Below are 18,641 nucleotides of genomic sequence, written 5' to 3'. Positions count from 1 at the left end.
ATTTTCCCGCGGCAGCTAGGGCCTCGCTGAGCGTGGGCGCCGTCCTTGCGCCGGCATAGGTCAGCTGTTACCCCAGCGGCCGCTTTCGGAGAGCAGATGGATACGGCGACTCACATGCTGCGGACCGGACGGCGGGGTACGCTGTTCGAGTACGCCATGGCGTTCCAGGACCTCAAGAATTCGGTCCACCGCATGGATCTTGCCTGGTCGCTGGCCTGGCACGACGTCGGCTCGCGCTATCGCGGCTCGATCCTCGGCCCGTTCTGGATCACCCTGTCGATGGGCATGATGGTCGTCGGCATCGGCCTGGTCTACGGCAAGCTGTTCGGCATCACCGCCAGCGAGTTCCTGCCGCTGGTGGCGCTGGGCATCGTCTTCTTCGGCACGATCAGCGGCATCATCAACGACGGCTGCACCACCTTCACCTCGGCGTCGAGCATGCTGGCGCAGACCAACCTGCCGATGTTCACCTTCGTCTGGCGCACGGTGCTGCGCAACGTGATCAACCTCGCCCATCACATGCTGATCGTGGTCGCGGTGCTGCTGATCTACGGCTACTGGCGCGAGATCCAGGTGACCGGCGCGCTGCTCGGCCTGTTCTTCCTGATGGCGAACTCCGCCTGGATCAGCATGCTGGTGGCGATCGGCTCGGCGCGGTTCCGCGACATCCCGCAGGTGGTGATCTCGATCATGCAGTTCGCGATCTTCATCACGCCGGTGTTCTGGCCGGCGCAGCGCCTGGCGGACGGCCGCCACGCGGTGCTCGATCTGAACCCCTTCTATCACATGCTGGAGGCGATCCGGGCCCCGCTGATGGGCGCGGCCCCCGCGCCGCACACCTACGGGATTCTCGCCATTATGGCCGTGGCCGGCTGGGCGCTGACCTTCAGCGTCTTCGCCTCCACCCGTCGCCGGATCGTGCACTACCTATGAAGCGCGTGCTGAACCTCGCCCGTCCCGACCCGTCGAAGCCCGCGCCGCCCGCCAAGGCGCCGCCGGTGTCGGTGTCCTGCCGCGACCTTTCGCTGCGCTTTCCGGTCTATGGCGTCGACGCCAAGTCGCTGAAGAAGAGCCTGGCGGCGGTGACCGTCGGCGGCCGCCTCGGCCGCCATGCCGGCGTCACCGAGGTCAAGGCGATCTCGCACCTGAACCTCGAGCTGAAAGCCGGCGACCGGCTGGGCCTGATCGGCCACAACGGCTCGGGCAAGACCACCCTCTTGCGCGCGCTCTCCGGGGCCTACGAGCCGGACGACGGCGAGGTCGAGGTGCAAGGGCGCATCGCCGCCCTGCTGGACCTGAACCTGGGCATCGACCCGTCGGCCTCGGGCTACGACAACATCCGCCTGCGCGGCCGCATCAGCGGCCTCACCTCGCGCGAGATCGAGGCGCGGATGGACGAGATCGCCGAGTTCACCGGCCTGGGGCCGTTCCTGGCCATGCCGGTGAAGACCTATTCGGCGGGCATGCAGGCCCGGCTGGCGTTCGCCGCGGCGACCGCGGTGGAGGCCGACGTCATCCTGATGGACGAGTGGATCGCCGTCGGCGACTCCGACTTCAAGAAGCTGGCGCACAAGCGGCTGCTGAAGCTGGTCGAGCGCGCCGGCATCCTGGTGCTCGCCTCGCACGACCACAATCTGCTGAAGCTCTACTGCAATAAGGTCATGCGGATGGAAGGCGGCGTCGCCTCGCCGATCACCGACATCCGCAAGCTCAACGAGCTGCTGGCCGCCTAGAGCGCTTCCCACTCGCGATGGATCACGCGAGTGGGTGAGAAGCCTGCCTTGCCTCAAGTCGGCGGCCGAAAGCTTATCTCAGCCGAAAGTCTGAGCCCGTTCGCGCACCACCAGCGGCTGCGCCTGCGCAACCGGCTCGCGCCCGGCCGCCGCGTCGAGCGCCTCGGCGACCCTGGCGGCGAAGGCGGCGGGCTGGCATTCGGCGGCGATGCGCGCCTGCGCGCCGGCCCGCACGGTCTCCCACAGCGCCGCGTTCTGGTAGAGCCGCTGGCAGGCGCGGGCGAAGGCGTCAGCGCTCTCGCCGACGGTCACCGCCTCGCCGTCCGCCCAGCCGAGCTGACGCGCGAGCAGCGGCGTGACCGCCGCCGGCAGGCCGCGGGCGGCCGCCTCTTGCACCTTCATCGGGATCCCCGCCGCATAGCGGGTCGGGGCGATGAACACGCGGCTCTGGGCGTAGAGCGGCTGCAGGTCGTCGACCCGGCCGAGCAGCTGCACGCGCGGTCCGGCCAGGGCCTGGACGCGCGCGGCGCCGTTGCGGCCGACCACCCGCAGCACGTAGTCGGCGCCGATCAGGGCGTCGAGCTTCGGCATCACCTCGCGGACGAAGAAGTCGAGCGAATCGGCGTTGGGCGACTCGTCCTCGTCCAGCGCGCCGACGAACAGCAGGTCGCCGCGGGCCTCGAACGGCTGCCGCGTCGGCCGCGCCTCGAGCGCATGGCCCAGCACCCGCACGTCCGGCGCGCCCGCCCCACGGAAGACCCCCGCCTCGGCGGCGTTCACCGCCAGGATCACCCCGGCCCCGTCGGCGAGCGCCAGCTCGGCGGCCATGCCGTCCTTGCGCGCCTTGTCGGCTTTCGGATGTTCGACTTGGCCCGTCAGCCGGGCGAGCGCCTCGTCGCGCAGGGCGAAGATCGCCTCGGCGTCGTAGACCACCCGCGACAGGTCGATGAACTCGGGCGCCTCGGCCAGGGCGGCGCGGAAGACGTCCATGTTGTGCGGCCGGCTGACCAGGGCCACGTCGTAGTAGCCCGCCCGCGCGCGCATGAACTCGGCCAGCCCCGGAGCGCCATGTTCGGCGGCGATCTCCACCCCGGGCGGCACGACGCCGTAGGCTTCCGCCCAGTCCACGTCCGAGTAGACCAGCGGGTAGTAGGTGACGAACCACCCCGCCTCGACCGCCGCGCGCAGGATGTCGAGCGCGCGCGGGTAGCCCGCGCCGAGTTGCGGATAGGGGATCTGGTCATCGACGATCAGCACCCGCCCGCGCGAAGGCCCGCGCATCCGCGCGACGAGCGGCGAAGCGGCCGGGGCGCAGTGCTTCGCCAGCGCTGCAGCATGGCGCGCCTGGAACAGCTTGTGATGCGCGGCCTGCAGCTCCAGCGCCGCGTCGGAGCTGGCCGAGCTGCCGAATTCGAAATGGGAGAGCTGGATCCGCGGGTCATACCCGATGCGCAAGCCGGCCTCGCGGATGCGCATGCACAGGTCGGTCTCCTCGTAGTAGGCCGGCGCGAAGGTCTCGTCGAAGCGCCCGAGCCGCTCGAACAGCTCGCGGCGCATCATCAGGAAGGCGCCCGAGCAGTAGTCGACGTCGCGGCGGAACTGGAACTCCCCGGCCCAGGGATCGGCGCCGCGGCCATAGCCAAGGCAGCTGCCGTCGTTCCAGATGATGCTGCCGGCTTCCTGCAGCGTTCCGTCGAGCAGGATGATGCGGCCGCCGACGGCGCCGAGATCCGCTTCGCCGTCGAGCCGCTCGACCGCCGCCGCGATCGAGCCGGGCGCCACGCGCGCGTCGTTGTTCAGCAGCAGCAGGTGGCGGCCGCAGGCCAGCTCCGCCCCCAGATTCACGCCGCGCAGGAAGTGCAGATTGTCGGCGTTGCGGAGGATCTTCGCCCCGTCGATCCGGTCGAGCAGTTCGCCGGTCCGATCGGAGGAGGCGTTGTCGACCAGGATCACCTCGCATGGCGCGTCCAGCGCGCACTGCAGCGCCCGCAGGCACTCGAAGGTGAGCTCGGCCTGGTTGAACAGGACCAGCAGGATCGAGACCGCCGGCTGCTCGGAGGTCGGCAGCACGAGGCGCTGGCCGCTCGCCAGGAACTCCTCGAGTTCGCCGGCGCAGGCGGCGCGGAACGCAGCCTTCGGATCGGGGTAGGCGAACAGGGTGTCGGCGTCGGTGCCGCTGGTCGGCTGCGCCGCGCGTCCTGGCAGCAGCACGGTGCGGCCGCGGTCGGTCAGGGCGCGGGCCAGCACCCGCGGCGTCCAGGCGTTGTAGAAGGCCTCCGGCGTCATCGGGTCGAGCTGGACGCCGGCGCGCGCCCAGCGGTGGCCGGACAGCTCGCAGGCGTGGAAGATCAGCCGTTCGAGCGCGTGCGCCAACGTGCCGTCCTTCTGGCCCGCTTCCGGCGCGAAGTCCTCCCAGTCGAGGTCGAGGTCGAGCAGCGGCTTCAGCGCAGCAGCGCGCGCCCAGAACATGAAGCCGGCGGGGAAGTCGAGCGGGCTGTCGGGGAACAGGGCGAAGCCCATCCGCTCGGCCAAGCCGCGGCAAGCCGGGTAGTTCTCGCCCCAGATCAGGTGGCGGCGCACGGTCAGGAAGGTGCGCGGGGCGAGCACGCCCAGCTTCGGCAACCGGGCGAAGGTCTCCATCACCCCGCGGGTCACGGCCGGCGAGCCGATCAGGTCGCGCAGCAGGAACTTGCGCCACCCGGCGAGCGCGTCGGTATGGTCCGAGACCTTGGTGTGCAGGATCAGCACCAGCTCGGCGCGGTCGAAGACGTCGCGGCAGGCGATCAGCTGAGGGCCGACGTTGCGGCCGCGATTGGGCGTAACCCGCACCTCGAAGCGGCCGAGCGACCAGCCGGCGAACGCCGCCTCGGCCGCCGCCTGCTTGGTCTCGGTGTCGGTCGTGACGACCAGGTCGGCGGGGAACGGCAGTCGGCGCAGCAGGGCCGCCATCTCCGGCAGCACCTCCACGTGGTAGGCGTGCAGCAGGATCGCCGTGGACAGCGGCGGGGCCGCCGGCTCGTAGTCCAGCGGCAGGCGCAGCACCGGCTCCCACACGGTGGGCGGCGGCGCGCGGCCGGCCCAGAGCATCAGCCGGATCAGCGGGTCTCCGAGAACGCGCAGAAATGCGCGGATTCGGGGCCGCTCCAGGACCACCTCGCGAACGCTTAACACCAGCCAATAAAGCAGCGACTTCAGCTGCGCTTTGGCGACGCGGATCGGGCTCATGCGGCCTTCAACCATGTGGCGGCGGTCCGGTCCACCCTCGCGGGCGGGGCGTCGAGTCGCAGGGCCGGCCGCGTCATGCAGAGCTTGGCCTTGGGTTCCGAACCGCGCTGCGGCGCGTTGCGGCAACACGTTCCGCAATCGCCGGCCCCGGCCGTCCGATCAGGACGCGCGCAAACCTTTGATTCGCCCCGTTCTTCTCCGCGCCAGCCGATCCCGCCGGATCGGGACCGGACCGAAGACCACAGAGGAGCCCTTCCGAATGAGCATCTTCGGCTCGATCATGTCCAAGATCTTCCACCACCCCAAGGCGAAGGCGGCGCCGGCGCCGGCCCAGGCGGCTCCGCAGCCGGCCCCGCAGGCGGCTCCGGTGCAGTCGGCGCAGCCCGCGCCGCAGCCGGTCCCGGTCGCGCCGATGGAGCAGGTGGACGTCGCCGCCGTGCTCGACGTGATGGCCCAGGACACCCCCGAGAAGCTGGATTGGCGGCGCTCGATCGTCGACCTGATGAAGCTGCTGTCGCTGGATTCCAGCCTCGCCGCGCGCAAGGAGCTGGCCGGCGAGCTCGGCTACCGCGGCGACACCGGCGACTCGGCCTCGATGAACATCTGGCTGCACAAGCAGGTCATGACCAAGCTGTCCGAGAACGGCGGCCTGGTGCCGGATTCGCTGCGCTGAGCCGGCTCAGGTCGGCCAGTCGATAAAGCCGTACTTGGCGAGCCACAGCAGGCCGAGCTCCATCGGCCGCCGGCGCTCCGGCGGGGCGGCCATCAGCACGTCGCGCGCGGTCCGCGCCTGACCGCTGGCGATCTGTTCGAAGGCCTGGGCGCATTCGGCCACGGTCGCGCGCAGGCTGGGGAAGGCCACGTCCAGCGGCTGCTGGGCGGCGCGCAGCACCCGCTCGGCGCTCGCCCCCGGCGCCGCCGTCAGCGGCGTGTCCAGCCTGAGCGCCGCTGTCGCGAAGCCGGCGAAATCCCGGAACGGGTCGCCCTTGACCGGGTGCGTCCGGTGGTTGCTCGCCGGGTCCGCCGCCGCGGCTCGGCGCGCCGCCAGGTCGTCGACCAGGCTGTTGTACTGCCTGGCGACCACCTTCCAGTCGAACGCCTCGCGGACCCGCGCGCGGCCCGCCGCGCCCATCCGGCGGCGCAGCTCCGGATCGGCGATCAGCCGCGACAGCGCCTCGGCGGCGCGGCCGACATGCACCGCGGTGTGCTGCGCGAGCGCGCCGACATAGACCTGATAGCTGGTCGCCTCGAGCACGTGGTTTTGGGCGATGGTGGCGCTCAACCCGCCCGGCGAACCGATCAGGGTCGGGATCAGGAAGCCCTCGATCCCGTCGCGCACGGTGTAGCGGTAGCCGTCCCAGTCGCTGACCACCACCGGCCGGCCGGCGGCCATCGCCTCCAGCGGGGTCAGGCCGAAGGTCTCCTGGATGTTGTCGACCAGCGACAGGAAGACGTCGCTGGCGGCCCAGAGGTCGGCGACGCGGCCTGCGTCGTTGCCGTCCACCAGCCGCACGTCGATGTCCGGCGCATGCACCCTGGCGGCCTGCGCGTAGGATTCGCGATCGGCCTCCGCCGGGAACCAGCCGGCCATGACGAAGGCGACCTTGGCGCCGGTGGCGCGCTGCGCCTGCTGCACGGCGGCGAACATCGGCTGCGGGAAGGCCTTCTCGTAGAAGGACAACCGGCCCACCCACAGCACCAGCACGTCGTCTTCGGCCAGGCCGAGCTCGGCGCGCAGGCGGGCGCGGGCCTCGGGGCGGTCGGCGCGGGCGGCGAACACCTCGCCCTCGACCCCCAGCGGGACCACCGGCAGCTGCGGCTGCGGCGGCCGCACGCCGTGGGTGCGCTCGCCCAGGAAGTCGCCGTACTCGTCGAACATCCGCGCCAGGGCGTCGCGCACCGAAGGCGAGGTGCAGATCACCGCGTCCCAGGGCTGCACCGGCGAGGTCAGGGTCATTCCGATCATCTCGCGGATCGCCGGCGGCGCGAGGGTGTGCACCAGCCCCAGCAGGCTGTAGGCGCGGTCGCCGCCCCCGCGCCGCCGCAACCAGGCCAGCTCGTGCAGGTAGGGCTGGCCGCGCAGCAGCGCGCCGGCGGCGGCCGGAACCGCCTGGTTCAGGATGTTGTCGGCGGTCAGCCGCAGCGCCGCCGGCGCGTCGTCGAGCAGCGCCTGGCGCAGCTCGGGCTCGCGCGTCGGCGCGTGGCTGAGCACGTCCAGCTGTTCGAAGCCGCCGTGCTGCGCCAGCGCCCGCCAGAGCTGCAGGTTGGCGACGTCCTTGCCGAACGGGTTGGCCCCGTAGCCCATCCGCCCGGGCGGATGAAAGATCGAAAGCCGGCTCGCCATCAGGCCTCTCCCTCGCCCGCCGCCAACGTGACCAGCTCCAGCTTGGCCAGGCGCGCGACACGTTCCAATACCGCAAGCTGCGGCTCGCCCAGCAGTTCGGCCAGCTGGGCCAGGCGGGTTCCCGCGCCGCCGCAGGCCGCCAGCGTCCGGCCGATCACCTCCGGCGGCGAGCGCCACAACGCGTGCATGCCCCCCTCCGTGGTCAGCGCCTTATAGGCCGCCGCATCGGCCCCTTCGACGGCGCGGACGCGGGTGGCCGGGCCGAGGTGACGGGTCGGATAGTGGGCGAAGGCGGTGAAGGGGTCGGGCCGCACGGGCGAGGCCTGGGGCGCCGCGGCCAGCCGCAGCGCCGGATCGTCTGCGCAGCGCCCGCGGATCGCCGCCAGCTCCAGCCAGAGCGCCTCGTAGCGGGCATAGACCCCGGCCCAGTCGAACTCGCGGCGCGCCCGTTCACGACCCGCCTCGCCCATCCGCCGGCGCAGGTCGGGGTTCTCGATCAGCGCGGTGAGCCGCGCCAGCAGCGGTCCCGGCTCGACCGAGGTCGCCGTGCTCGTGCGCGACAGGAAGTAGTCGTAGTTGGTGGCGCCGGTCTCGAAATCGAACGCCATCTCGGCGCCGGCGCCGGGCGGCGGGGCCCAGCTGGGCACGCGGAAGCCGTCGACGCCGTCGCGCACCGTGTCCTTGTAGCCGTCCCAGTCGCTGACCAGCACCGGCAGGCCGGAGGCCATCGCCTCGATCGGCGTGATGCCGAAGGTCTCCTGGATGTTATCGGAGAGCGAGACGAAGATGTCCGTTCCCCGCCAGGTCGCGGCGAACGCCTGGGCGTCGCCGCCATCAACGAACAGCACCCGCACGCTCGGGCACCACTGCGCCACGGCGTTGCGGTAGGTCTGCTCGATGGCCGGCGATGGAAACTTGCCGGCGTGGATCAGCACCAGCTTGCGGCCGGTGGCGCGAGCGGCGCGCTCCAGCCCGGCGTACATCTGGAATGGGTGCGCCTTGGCGTTGAAGGTCAGCCGGCCGGCGAACAGGGCGCAGACCTCGTCATCGGCCAGGCCGAGCGCCGCCCGCGCGGCCGCGCGAGCGCCGGGGCCCGCGGCGAAGTCCTCGCAATGGACGCCGAGCGGGATCACCGGCAGCTGCGGCCGCGGCGCGGCGAGCCGCTGGCCGAACCGCCAGGCGAGGTAGTCCTCCTGCGTCGCCAGCAGGGTCTCGACGAAGGTCCGCGCGACGGTCGAGGTGCAGATCAGCGCGTCCCACGGCATCACCGGCCCGGCGATCATCTCCGCCAGCACCTCGGCCGGGGCATGCGACGACAGGGTGTGGGTGACGCCGCAGATGCTGTAGCGCGCCGCGCCGACCCGCAGGCGCGCGCGGGCCTGGGCCACGAGGTTGACGTCGGGCCGGTAAAGCACGCCGCGCTCGGCGATCCCGGCCGGCCGCGAGGCGGGGATCCAGCGCGGCTGGGCCTGCGGGTCCATCCGCAGCACCACGTCGCGAAACACCTCGGCGGCCTTGCGCGACGACGTCACCGCGTGGATCGGCCGACCGGCGTGGCCGCGCACCGCGGCCCGCAGGAAGCCGTTGCCGGCGGACTGGCGGCCCATCAGCAGGGGCCCGTCGAGCACGTAGCCGTCGGCGTCGAAGAAGATCGCGGGAGTCACGACGCTCGGGTTAGCACGCAACCCCCGAACCGCCCAAACCAGCCCCTCAGGACGGCGCGGTCCAGCCGCCGCCCAGCGCTGCGATCAGCGCCACCGCCGTGGTCTGGCGGGCGGCGGCGACCTGCACGGCGCTGCGCTGGGCGTTGAGCGCCGTCGCCTGGGCGGCGACCACGTCGGTGTAGGCGACCTGGCCCTCGCGGTACTGGTTGAGCACCATGGTCGCCGCGCGGTCGCCGTCGGCGGCGGCCTGGCGGCGCAGCTCGTGCTGCTCGGCGAGGCTGCGCTGAGCGGCCAGCTGGTCCTCGACGTCCTGGAAGGCGGCCAGCACGGTCTGCCGGTACTGCGCCACGCTCTGGTCGTAGGCCGCGCGCGCGCCGGCGACCCGGGCGCGGGTCGCGCCGCCGTTGATCAGGGTCTGGGCCGCCGAGGCCCCGAAGGACCAGACGTTGGCCGACGAGCCGAGCAGATTGGCCAGCTCGCTGGTCGCGAACCCATAGGAGCCGGTCAGCACCAGGCTCGGGAAATAGGCCGCCGTCTCGGCGCCGATCCCGGCGCTGGCCGAGGCGGCGCGCCGCTCGGCCGCGGCGATGTCCGGCCGCCGCTGCAGCAGGATCGAGGGCACCCCGGCCGGGATCTGCGGCACGGCGCCGGCCCAGTTCGGATCGGCGGCCAGGGTGAAGGCTTCCGGCGTCTCACCGACCAGCACGGCGATGGCGTGTTCGAACACCGCGCGGCTGCGGACCAGGTCCTTCAGGTCGGCCTGGGTGGTGGCCAGCTGGCTCTGCGCCTGCAGCAGGTCGCTGTGCGGCGCGACCCCGGCTTCGTAGCGGTTGCGGGCGATCTTCAGGCTACGCTGGTAGCCGTCGACCACCCGGGTCAGCAGCGCGATCTGGGTGTCGGCCGCGCGCAGCTCGAAATAGCTGCTGGCCAGCTCGGCCTGCGCCGACAGGGTGGCGGCCGCCAGGTCCGCCTCGCTGGCCTGGGCCGCGCCCTTGGCGCCCTCGATCGAGCGGCGGATGCCGCCCCAGACGTCGGCTTCCCAGCTGGCGTTGACGTTGCTGCGATAGCTGGTCGAGGCGCCGCCGGCCCCGCCGGTGACCACTCCGGTCCCGCCGCCGCCCGGGCTGGTGACCACCGTGCCGCGCCCGCTGCCGGAGCGGGTAGCGCCGACATCCAGGCCGATCGCCGGGAACAGCGACGCGCGCTGTTCGCGCACGATCGCCTGCGCCTGGCGATAGGCTGCGTCGGCCGCCGCGACGTTCTGGTTGGAGACCGCGACGCGCGCAGCGAGCGCGCTCAGCGTCGGATCGTTGAACACGACCCACCACTCGCCGCTGGGCGCGAGGCGGCCCGGCCGCGCCGGCGCCCAGCCGTCGGCGTTGGCCGGGGCCGGCTCCTTGTAGGCCTGGGCGACCGGCGTGGTCGGGCGCGCATAGTCGGGGCCGACGGCGCAGCCAGCGAGCGCGGCCGCGGCGGCCCCGGCGATCAGGCATCGAACGAAACGGTCTTGCATGCAGGTCACCCGTTGGCCGGCGCGGGATCGGTCCCGCTGCTGCGGCTCAGGAAGCGCTCGTCGCCGCGGCGGGAGCGCAGGCGGTCGAGGTAGATGTAGACGACAGGCGTGGTCAGCAGGGTCAGCAGCTGGCTGCCGATCAGCCCGCCGATGATCGCCACCCCCAGCGGCTGACGCAGCTCCGAGCCCTCGCCGAAGCCGATGGCCAGCGGCAGCGCGCCCAGCACCGCGGCCAGCGTCGTCATCAGGATCGGCCGGAAGCGCAGCAGGCAAGCCTCGCGCACCGCCTCGGTGGCCGACAGCCCGCGCGAGCGCTCCGCCTCGAGGGCGAAGTCGATGATCAGGATGGCGTTCTTCTTCACGATGCCGATCAGCAGGAAGATGCCGATCAGGGCGATGATCGAGAACTCCATCTTGAACAGCAGCAGGGCGACCACCGCGCCGACGCCGGCCGAGGGCAGGGTCGACAGCACGGTGATCGGATGGACCAGGCTTTCGTAGAGCACGCCCAGGACGATGTAGATCGCCACCAGCGCCGCCAAGATCAGCACCGGCTGGCTCTTGAGCTGGGTCTGGAAGCTGCGCGCGGTCCCCTCGAAGCTGCCGCGGACGTTGGTCGGCATGGCGATCTGCGCCTCGGCGTCGGCGATGGCCGCCTGGGCGTCGCTGAGCGACTGACCCGGCGCGAGGTTGAACGAGATGGTGGCGGCCAGTTGGGCGTCCTGGTGATTGACGCTGGCCGGGCTCGCCCGCTCCGAGAAGGCGGCGATCGCCGGCAGCGGGACCATCCGGCTGGCGCTGGTGCTGACGCCGCTGCCGCTGGCGGAATCCCGCAGGCCGGGATTGGCCTGGGCCGAGCTCTGCGCGCTCGCCGCCGTCGCCGCGCCCTCGCCGATCGGCGCGAACGGATTGGCGATCGGCCCGCTGACGGCGGAGATAGGCGAGCCTCCGGCGACCGGCTGGAACACCGAGGCCGGCGGCGCCTGGCTGACCTGCCGCGAGCCCGAAGACACGCCGCGCGTCGGCACGTTCACGCCGGCCAGCGCCTCCGGTCCCTGCCCGTCGGCTCCGCCGTTCTCCAGCACCACCGTGTACTGGTTGATGTCCCGGTAGATGGTCGCGATCTGCCGCTGGCCGAAGCTGTTGTAGAGCGCATTGTCGACGTCGCGCGGAGTGATGCCGACCCGGGCTGCGCTGTCGCGGTCGATGGTCACGAAGGCCTCGACGCCGTTGTCCTGCACGTCGTTGTCGATGTCGGTGAGCCGCGGGTCGCCCTTCAGCGCATTCGCCAGCTGGATGGTCCATTTCTTCAGGTCGGCGTCGTTGTCCGCCTTCAGCGTGTACTGGTAGCTCGCGCCGCCGCCGCGCCCGCCCATCCGCACGTCCTGCTGCGGGTTGAGGAAGGCCGAGACCCCGGTCACGTGGCTGAGCTGCGGCCGCAGCCGCTGGATGACGTCCTGGCCGCGGACGCCGGGGCGCTCCGACGGCGGCTTCAGCTGCACCGCCAGGAACCCGCCGCCGGCGCGGCCGCCGCCGGTGAAGCCGATCACCGTCTCCACCGCCGGGTCGCGGCGGATGATGGTCACGATCTGCGTCAGCTTCTGGCCCATCGCCTCGGCGGAGATGCTCTGGTCGGCGCGCAGGAAGCCGTTCAGCCGGCGGCTGTCCTGCTGCGGGAAGAAGCCCTTCGGCGCGGCCGTGTAGAGGTAGACGTTCAGGCCCACCACCACCGCCAGGATCAGCATGATCAGCGGCTTGTGGCCGAGCGCCCAATCCAGGCTGACGGCGTAGGTCCGCAGCACCCGGTCCCAGGCGGCCTCGAAGCCGCGCGCCAGGCGGTTCGGCCGGCGGCCGGGCGTCTCGCGGCGCAGCAGCCAGGCGCACATCATCGGCGTGGTGGTCAGCGAGATCACCAGCGAGATCAGCACCGCGGCCGACAGGCTCACGGCGAACTCGCGGAACAGCCGGCCGACCTGGCCGCCCATGAACAGCAGCGGGATGAAGACCGCGACCAGGCTGACGCTGATCGACAGCACGGTGAAGCCGACCTCGCGCGCGCCGAGCAGCGCCGCCTGGAACCGGTCCATGCCGGCCTCGAGGTGGCGGGCGGTGTTCTCCAGCACGACGATGGCGTCGTCGACGACGAAGCCGGTCGCCACCGTCAGCGCCATCAGGCTGAGGTTGTTGAGCGAAAAGCCCAGCAGGTACATCACCCCGAAGGTGCCGAGCAGCGAGACCACGGTGGCGACCGCCGGAATGACGGTCGCGCGGCCGCTGCGCAGGAAGGCGCTGACCACCAGCACCACCAGGATCACCGAGATCAGCAGCGTCACCTGGATCTCGTGCAGCGAGGCGCGGATCGAGGAGGTGGCGTCGGAGGCGACCTCCAAGGTGACGTCGGCCGGCAGGTCTTCGCGCAGCGCCGGCAGCTCGGCGCGGACCTTGTCGACGGTGGCGATGACGTTGGCGCCGGCCTGCTGGGTGACGTTGACGACGATCGCCCGGCGGCCATTGAACAGCCCCATGACGCGGTCGTCCTGCACCCCGTCGACGACCCGGGCGACGTCCTTCAACCGCACCGGCGCGCCGTTGCGCCAGGCGATGATCAGCTCCTGGTAGTCGGCCGCCCGGACGCCGGCTTCCGGCGTATAGATCTGCAGCCGCCGCTCGCCCTCGTCGACCGCGCCCTTCGGCCGGTTGGCGCTGGCCGCCTGCACCGCGGCGCGGACGTCCTCGCCGGACAGGCCGTAGGCGTTCAACGCATGCGGGTACAGCTCCACCCGCACCGCCGGCTGCGAGGCGCCGCCGAGCTCCACCTCGCCGACGCCGTCGATCTGGCTCAGCCGCTGCTGCAGCAGGTTGCTGGTGAGGTCGTAGATCTCGCCGGGCGTCCGCGTCTCGGAGGTCAGCGCCAGGATGATCACCGGCTGGGCCGCGGCGTTGCGCTTGCGGTAGGTCGGGTTGGAGCGCAGCGTGGAGGGCAGGTCGACCCGCGCGGCGTTGATCGCCGCCTGCACCTCGCGCGCGGCGACGTCGATGTTCTTGGACAGCTCGAACTGCAGGCTGATGCGGCTCGAGCCGGTCGAGCTCGAGGAGGTGAGCTCGTTCAGCCCGGAGATCGTCGCCAGCCGCCGCTCCAGCGGGGTGGCGACGCTGGTGGCCATCGTGGCCGGGCTGGCGCCGGCGAGGTTGGCGCTGACCGAGATCGCCGGATAGTCGACGTTCGGCAGCGGCGCCACCGGCAGCGAGAAGTAGCCGGCGATCCCGGCCAGCGCCAAACCCGCGGTCAGCAGGATGGTGGCGATCGGCCGGCGGATGAACGGCGCCGACAGGTTCATTCCGCCGGCTCCGGCTTCGGCCCCGCCTCGCCCACCGCAGCCCCAGTCGCCCGCTTGCCGGGCGCGAGGCGATCGAACGCCAGATAGATCACCGGGGTGGTGAAGATGGTCAGCAGCTGGCTGACGATCAGCCCGCCGAAGATCGCCACCCCGAGCGGGCGTCGCAGCTCGGCCCCTTCGCCGAAACCGATCATCAGCGGCACGGCGGCGAACAGCGCGGCCATGGTGGTCATCAGGATCGGCCGGAAGCGCAGCAGCGCCGCCTGGTGAATCGCCTCGCGCGGGCTCTTGCCCTCGTTGCGCTCGGCGTCGATCGCGAAGTCGATCATCATGATCGCGTTCTTCTTCACGATGCCGATCAGCAGGATCAGGCCGATGATCGCGATGACGCCCAGCTCATGGCCGGTCAGCAGCAAGGCGAGCAGCGCGCCGACGCCCGCCGACGGCAGGGTCGAGAGGATGGTCAGCGGGTGGACGAAGCTCTCGTAGAGCACGCCCAGCACGATGTAGACGCAGACCACCGCCGCCAGGATCAGCCACAGGGTGTTGCCGAGCGACGTCTCGTAGGCCCCGGCGGCGCCGAGCATCTTCACCGACACCGCGCCGGGCATGCCCAGCTGGTCCGCCGCCTTGCGCACCGCGCCGACCGCGGTGCCCAGCGCCACGCCCGGGGCGGTGTCGAAGTTGACGGTGGCCGAGGGGAACTGCTCGACGTGGGTCACCTGCAGCGGCGAGTCCGCCACCCGGATCGTCGCCATCGCCGACAGCGGCGTGGTGCCGCCCGAGCCGGTCGGGATCTGCAGCTGGCCAAGCCCTTCCGGCGTGGTGGCGAGCCCGGGCCGCGCCTCGAGGATCACCCGGTACTGGTTGGTCTCGGTGAAGATGGTCGAGACGATCCGCTGGCCGAACGCCGAGTAGAGCGCGTCGTCGATCGCCGAGGTGCTGATCCCGAGTCGGGCGGCGGTGTCGCGGTCGAGGTCGACATGGATCGCCGGCGCCGTGGCGTTGGCGTCGGTGGAGACGTTGCGCACCTGCTTCAGGGTGGCGAGCTTGGTCGTCAGCCGGTCGGCCCAGAGCTTGACCTGGGCGGTGTCCGCGCCCTCCAGCGACAGCCGGTACTGGGTCGGGCCGGTCTCGGCGTCGATGGTCAGGTCCTGGGTCGGCTGCAGATAGAGGGTCGCGCCCGGCACGTTGGCCGCCCGCGCCTTCAGCCGCTCGATCAGCTTGTCCTGCGAGCCGTGGCCGCGCTCGAAGTTGATCAGCATCTGGCCGGTGTGCAGCATGCTGTTGGCCGACGCGTCGACGCCGACCAGCGAGCTGAGGTTGACCACCGCCGGGTCCTTGAGCAGCTCGGCGGCGACCTGCTGCTGCAGCGCGCTCATCCGGCTGAAGGAGATGTCCCGGGAAGCCTCGACGCGGGCCTGCAGCTGGCCGGTGTTCTGGGTCGGGAACAGGCCCTTGGGGATCACCACGTAGAGCAGCACGGTCAGCGCCACCGTGCCGACCGCCACCAGCAGGGTCGCGCGCTGGCGGTCGAGCACCCAGATCAGCGCCCGGTCGTACTGGTGCAGCAGCCGGTCGAAATAGTGCTGGGCGCGGCGGCCGAAGGCGGTGTCCTGCGCCTGCTCGCCAGGCTTCAGCCAGCGCGCCGCCAGCATCGGCGTCAGCGTCAGTGACACCACCCCGGAGATCAGGATGGTGATCGCCAGCGTCACGGCGAACTCGCGGAACAGCCGGCCGACCACCTCCTGCATGAACAGCAGCGGGATCAGCACCGCGATCAGCGAGACCGTTAGCGAGATGATGGTGAAGCCGATCTGCCGGGCGCCTTTCAGCGACGCCTGGAACGGGTGCTCACCCTCCTCCACGTGGCGCTGGATGTTCTCCAGCATGACGATGGCGTCGTCGACGACGAAGCCGGTGGCGATGGTCAGCGCCATCAGGCTGAGGTTGTTGAGGCTGTAGCCCAGCAGATAGGTCACGCCGAGCGTGCCGATCAGCGACACCGGCACCGCCAGGCTGGCGATCGCCGTGGCCCGCAGGCTGTGCAGGAAGACGAAGATCACCGCGACCACCAGGGCGACGGCGAGGAACAGCTCCAGCGCGACGTGGTGCACGCTGGCGCGGATGCCGGTGGTGCGGTCGGTCAGCACCGTGACCTTCACCGAGGCCGGCAGGCCGGCGGTCAGGGTCGGCAGCTGCTTCTTGATGGCGTCGACGGTGGCGATGACGTTGGCGCCCGGCTGGCGCTGGACGTTGATCAGGATCGCCGGCGTCAGGTCGGCCCAGGCGGCCAGCCGCACGTTCTCCGCCGCATCCACCACATGGCTGACGTCGGACAGCCGCACCGGCGCGCCGTTGCGGTAGCCGACCACCAGGCTCTTGTAGTCCTCGGCGGTCAGCAGCTGGTCGTTGGCGTTGATGGCGTAGGCGCGCAGCGGTCCGTCGATGCTGCCCTTGGCGGCGTTGGCGTTGGCGCTGCTGATGGCGCTCTGCACGGTGTTCATGCCAAGGCCGCGGGCGGCGAGCGCCTGGGTGTCGACCTGGATGCGCACCGCCGGCCGCTGGCCGCCGCTCAGGGTGACCAGACCGACGCCGGGGGTCTGGCTGATCTTCTGCGCCAGGTCGGTGTTGACCAGGTTCTGCACCTCGGTCAGCGGCATGGCGTCGGAGGTCACCGCCAGGGTCAGGATCGGCGCGTCGGCCGGGTTCACCTTGGCGTAGACCGGCGGCGCCGGCAGGTCGGCCGGCAACAGCGCGCCGCCGGCGTTGATCGCCGCCTGCACCTCCTGCTCGGCGACGTCGAGGCCGACGTCGAGGTCGAACTGCAGGGTGATCACCGAGGCCCCGGCGGAGCTGACCGCGCTCATCCGCGACAGCCCCGACATCTGGCCGAACTGGCGCTCGAGCGGGGCGGTGACGGTCTGGGCCATCACGTCGGGGCTGGCCCCCGGATAGAGGGTCTGCACCTGGATGGTCGGATAGTCGACCTGCGGCAAGGCCGAGAGCGGCATCAGCCGCATGCCCACCAGCCCGGCCAGCACGATCGCCACCATCAAGAGCGAGGTCGCGATCGGCCGCAGGATGAACGGTCGCGACGGACCGCCGCCGGCGGGCGGTCCGCTGTACAGCGCCGCCGCCATCAGGCCGGTCCCGCCCCGCGCCGAGGCATCTTGGCGAGCGCCGCCTGACAGCCCGCGCTGGTCTGGTCGGCGTGCTGCCGCAGGCACATCATGGCCTCACGGCCTTCGGCGCCGGCGCACAGCTTGGCGATGTCGCCGCCGCAGGCCTTCAGCAGCGCCGCGCGCGCCGCCTGACGGTCCGGCGACGGCGCGCCGCCGCCGGCATCCGCGCCCGCCGCCGACGATGGGCCGGCCTGCGCCTGACCGCGGCGGCCGCGCTGGCCGCCCTGGCCCGGCAGCATGATCCGGCCGCCCTCGGTCAGCCGATCGCCGCCCTCGGTCACCACCTTGTCGCCGACCGTCAGGCCGGAGAGGATCGCCACCTGGGTCGGCGTGGTCTGGCCGCGCTTCACCGCGCGCATGGTCACGGTCTGGTCCGGCTTGACGATCCAGACGAAGTCGCCGTTCGGCCCGGTGCGCAGCGCCGTCAGCGGCGCCACCACCGCGCCGCGGATCACGTTCAGCGTCACCCGGACGTTGACGAACTGGTTGGGGAACAGCACCCCGTCGCCGTTGCCGAAGCGGGCCTTGGCCCGCACCGTGCCGGTGCTCGGGTCGACCTGGTTGTCGAGCGTCGAGAAGGTCCCGGTGGTCAGCGGGCTGCTGCGCGTGCGGTCGAGCACCGCGACCGGCAGGGTCCCTTTCGCGGCGAGCGCCATCACCTCCGGCGCCTGGTCCTGCGGCACGGTGAACTGCACGTCGATCGGGGTCACCTGGGTCTGCACGACGATGCCGGTGGCGTCGTTGGCGGCGACCACATTGCCGACGTCGACGGCGCGCAGGCCGACCCGGCCGTCGACCGGCGCGATGACGCGGGTGAAGCTGAGATTCAGCTTGGCCGTGCCGACGGCGGCGCGGTCGGTCAGCACCGTGCCCTCCAGCTGCTTCACCGTCGCCGCCTGGGTGTCGACCTCCTGGCGGGCGATGGAGTCCTGGGCCAGCAGGTTGCGGAACCGCTGCAGCGTCAGCCGCGCGTTGGCGAGCTGCGCCTCGTCGCGGGTGAGCTGGCCCTGCGCCTGCATCAACTGCATCTCGTAGGGGCGCGGATCGATGACCGCGAGGGTCTGCCCGCGCTTCACCATCTGGCCTTCGGTGAACAGGATCTGGGTGATGGTCCCGCTGACCTGCGGCCGGACCGTGACCGTCGCCACCGGGGTCACCGTGCCGATCGCGTCGAGCGTCACCGGGATGTCGGCGAGGCTCGCCTGCGCCGTGCTCACCGTGGTCGGCGGCCGGCCGCCGCGCCGCCCGAAGCCGCCGCCGGGACCGCCGCTCTCGCTCTTGGCGTTCTGCACCAGCGCCCAGGCGCCCCAGACCGCCAGGCCGAGCAGCACCAGCACGAGCAGCACGATCCACGGGCGCCTCGAGGTGACCCGCCAACTGCTCTTCAGGCGCCGTTTCGCGGCCAGATCGTCCATTCGCCCTCCGACAGAAACACCCAGGCTTGAAGTCGTCTAACGCTCCAGATGCGCCATTCCGGCGCTCCGGGCGATACGTCGTTAGCCGGGCTCTGTGACCAAGTCGCCACGCCACAAGGCCAATATCGCGACCGAATGACGAAAAACCGGATTGGCGTTAGAATTGGCAGTTCTCGTCGCCTGCGTGGGGCCTGCAGACAGCCGGGACGTCCATGAAAGGGGAG

The 18,641-nt window shown here is 71.7% G+C and carries 10 protein-coding genes; 3 read left to right on the top strand and 7 right to left on the bottom strand.

Features of this window, described 5'->3' with window-relative positions; all coding sequences use genetic code 11:
- Positions 1-96: 96 nt before the first annotated feature.
- Together ACSQ14_RS02835 and ACSQ14_RS02830 are read left to right on the top strand one after the other, a co-directional pair.
- Positions 97-933: an ABC transporter permease gene (locus tag ACSQ14_RS02835; RefSeq protein ID WP_436009515.1), complete on the top strand. Its 837-nt coding sequence runs from the start codon at positions 97-99 to the stop codon at positions 931-933.
- The gene (locus ACSQ14_RS02830; protein ID WP_436009513.1) at positions 930-1,733 is read left to right on the top strand and encodes an ABC transporter ATP-binding protein; all 804 of its coding nucleotides are present in this window, start codon (positions 930-932) and stop codon (positions 1,731-1,733) included. Before ACSQ14_RS02835 ends, ACSQ14_RS02830 begins: the two co-directional genes overlap by 4 nt.
- 78 nt (positions 1,734-1,811) lie before the next feature.
- Here ACSQ14_RS02830 and ACSQ14_RS02825 read toward each other — a convergent pair whose 3' ends face one another.
- Positions 1,812-4,958 carry a rhamnan synthesis F family protein gene (locus tag ACSQ14_RS02825; protein WP_436009511.1) on the bottom strand — a complete coding sequence of 1,049 codons (3,147 nt, stop codon included), beginning with the start codon at positions 4,956-4,958 and terminating at the stop codon, positions 1,812-1,814.
- Positions 4,959-5,217: 259 nt separating this feature from the next.
- On the opposite strand from ACSQ14_RS02825, the gene ACSQ14_RS02820 reads away from it, so the two are divergent.
- The gene (locus tag ACSQ14_RS02820; protein ID WP_436009509.1) at positions 5,218-5,631 is read left to right on the top strand and encodes a DUF3597 domain-containing protein; all 414 of its coding nucleotides are present in this window, start codon (positions 5,218-5,220) and stop codon (positions 5,629-5,631) included.
- A gap of 6 nt (positions 5,632-5,637) precedes the next feature.
- On the opposite strand, the gene ACSQ14_RS02815 is transcribed toward ACSQ14_RS02820, so the two are convergent.
- Genes ACSQ14_RS02815 through ACSQ14_RS02790 form a run of 6 tightly spaced genes read right to left on the bottom strand, consistent with a single transcriptional unit; the run spans position 5,638 to position 18,417 of the window.
- Positions 5,638-7,302: a glycosyltransferase family 4 protein gene (locus ACSQ14_RS02815; protein WP_436009507.1), complete on the bottom strand. Its 1,665-nt coding sequence runs from the start codon at positions 7,300-7,302 to the stop codon at positions 5,638-5,640.
- Positions 7,302-8,966 carry a glycosyltransferase family 4 protein gene (locus ACSQ14_RS02810; protein WP_436009505.1) on the bottom strand — a complete coding sequence of 555 codons (1,665 nt, stop codon included), beginning with the start codon at positions 8,964-8,966 and terminating at the stop codon, positions 7,302-7,304. Before ACSQ14_RS02810 ends, ACSQ14_RS02815 begins: the two co-directional genes overlap by 1 nt.
- Positions 8,967-9,012: 46 nt before the next feature.
- Positions 9,013-10,479, bottom strand: a complete 1,467-nt coding sequence (locus ACSQ14_RS02805; RefSeq protein ID WP_436009503.1) for an efflux transporter outer membrane subunit — start codon at positions 10,477-10,479, stop codon at positions 9,013-9,015.
- A 5-nt stretch (positions 10,480-10,484) separates the two neighbouring features.
- Positions 10,485-13,817, bottom strand: coding sequence for an efflux RND transporter permease subunit (locus ACSQ14_RS02800; RefSeq protein WP_436009501.1), 3,333 nt, complete (start codon positions 13,815-13,817; stop codon positions 10,485-10,487).
- A complete protein-coding gene (locus tag ACSQ14_RS02795; RefSeq protein ID WP_436009499.1) occupies positions 13,814-16,960 on the bottom strand; it encodes an efflux RND transporter permease subunit in 3,147 nt (1,048 codons plus the stop codon). Before ACSQ14_RS02795 ends, ACSQ14_RS02800 begins: the two co-directional genes overlap by 4 nt.
- Positions 16,960-18,417, bottom strand: a complete 1,458-nt coding sequence (locus ACSQ14_RS02790; protein WP_436009497.1) for an efflux RND transporter periplasmic adaptor subunit — start codon at positions 18,415-18,417, stop codon at positions 16,960-16,962. The genes ACSQ14_RS02795 and ACSQ14_RS02790 overlap by 1 nt, the downstream gene beginning before the upstream one ends.
- Positions 18,418-18,641: the final 224 nt, after the last annotated feature.

It is taken from the genome of Phenylobacterium sp. LjRoot219, from assembly GCF_964252995.1.
Taxonomy (GTDB): Bacteria; Pseudomonadota; Alphaproteobacteria; order Caulobacterales; family Caulobacteraceae; genus Phenylobacterium.
This window is presented reverse-complemented; position numbering and strand designations above follow the sequence as displayed.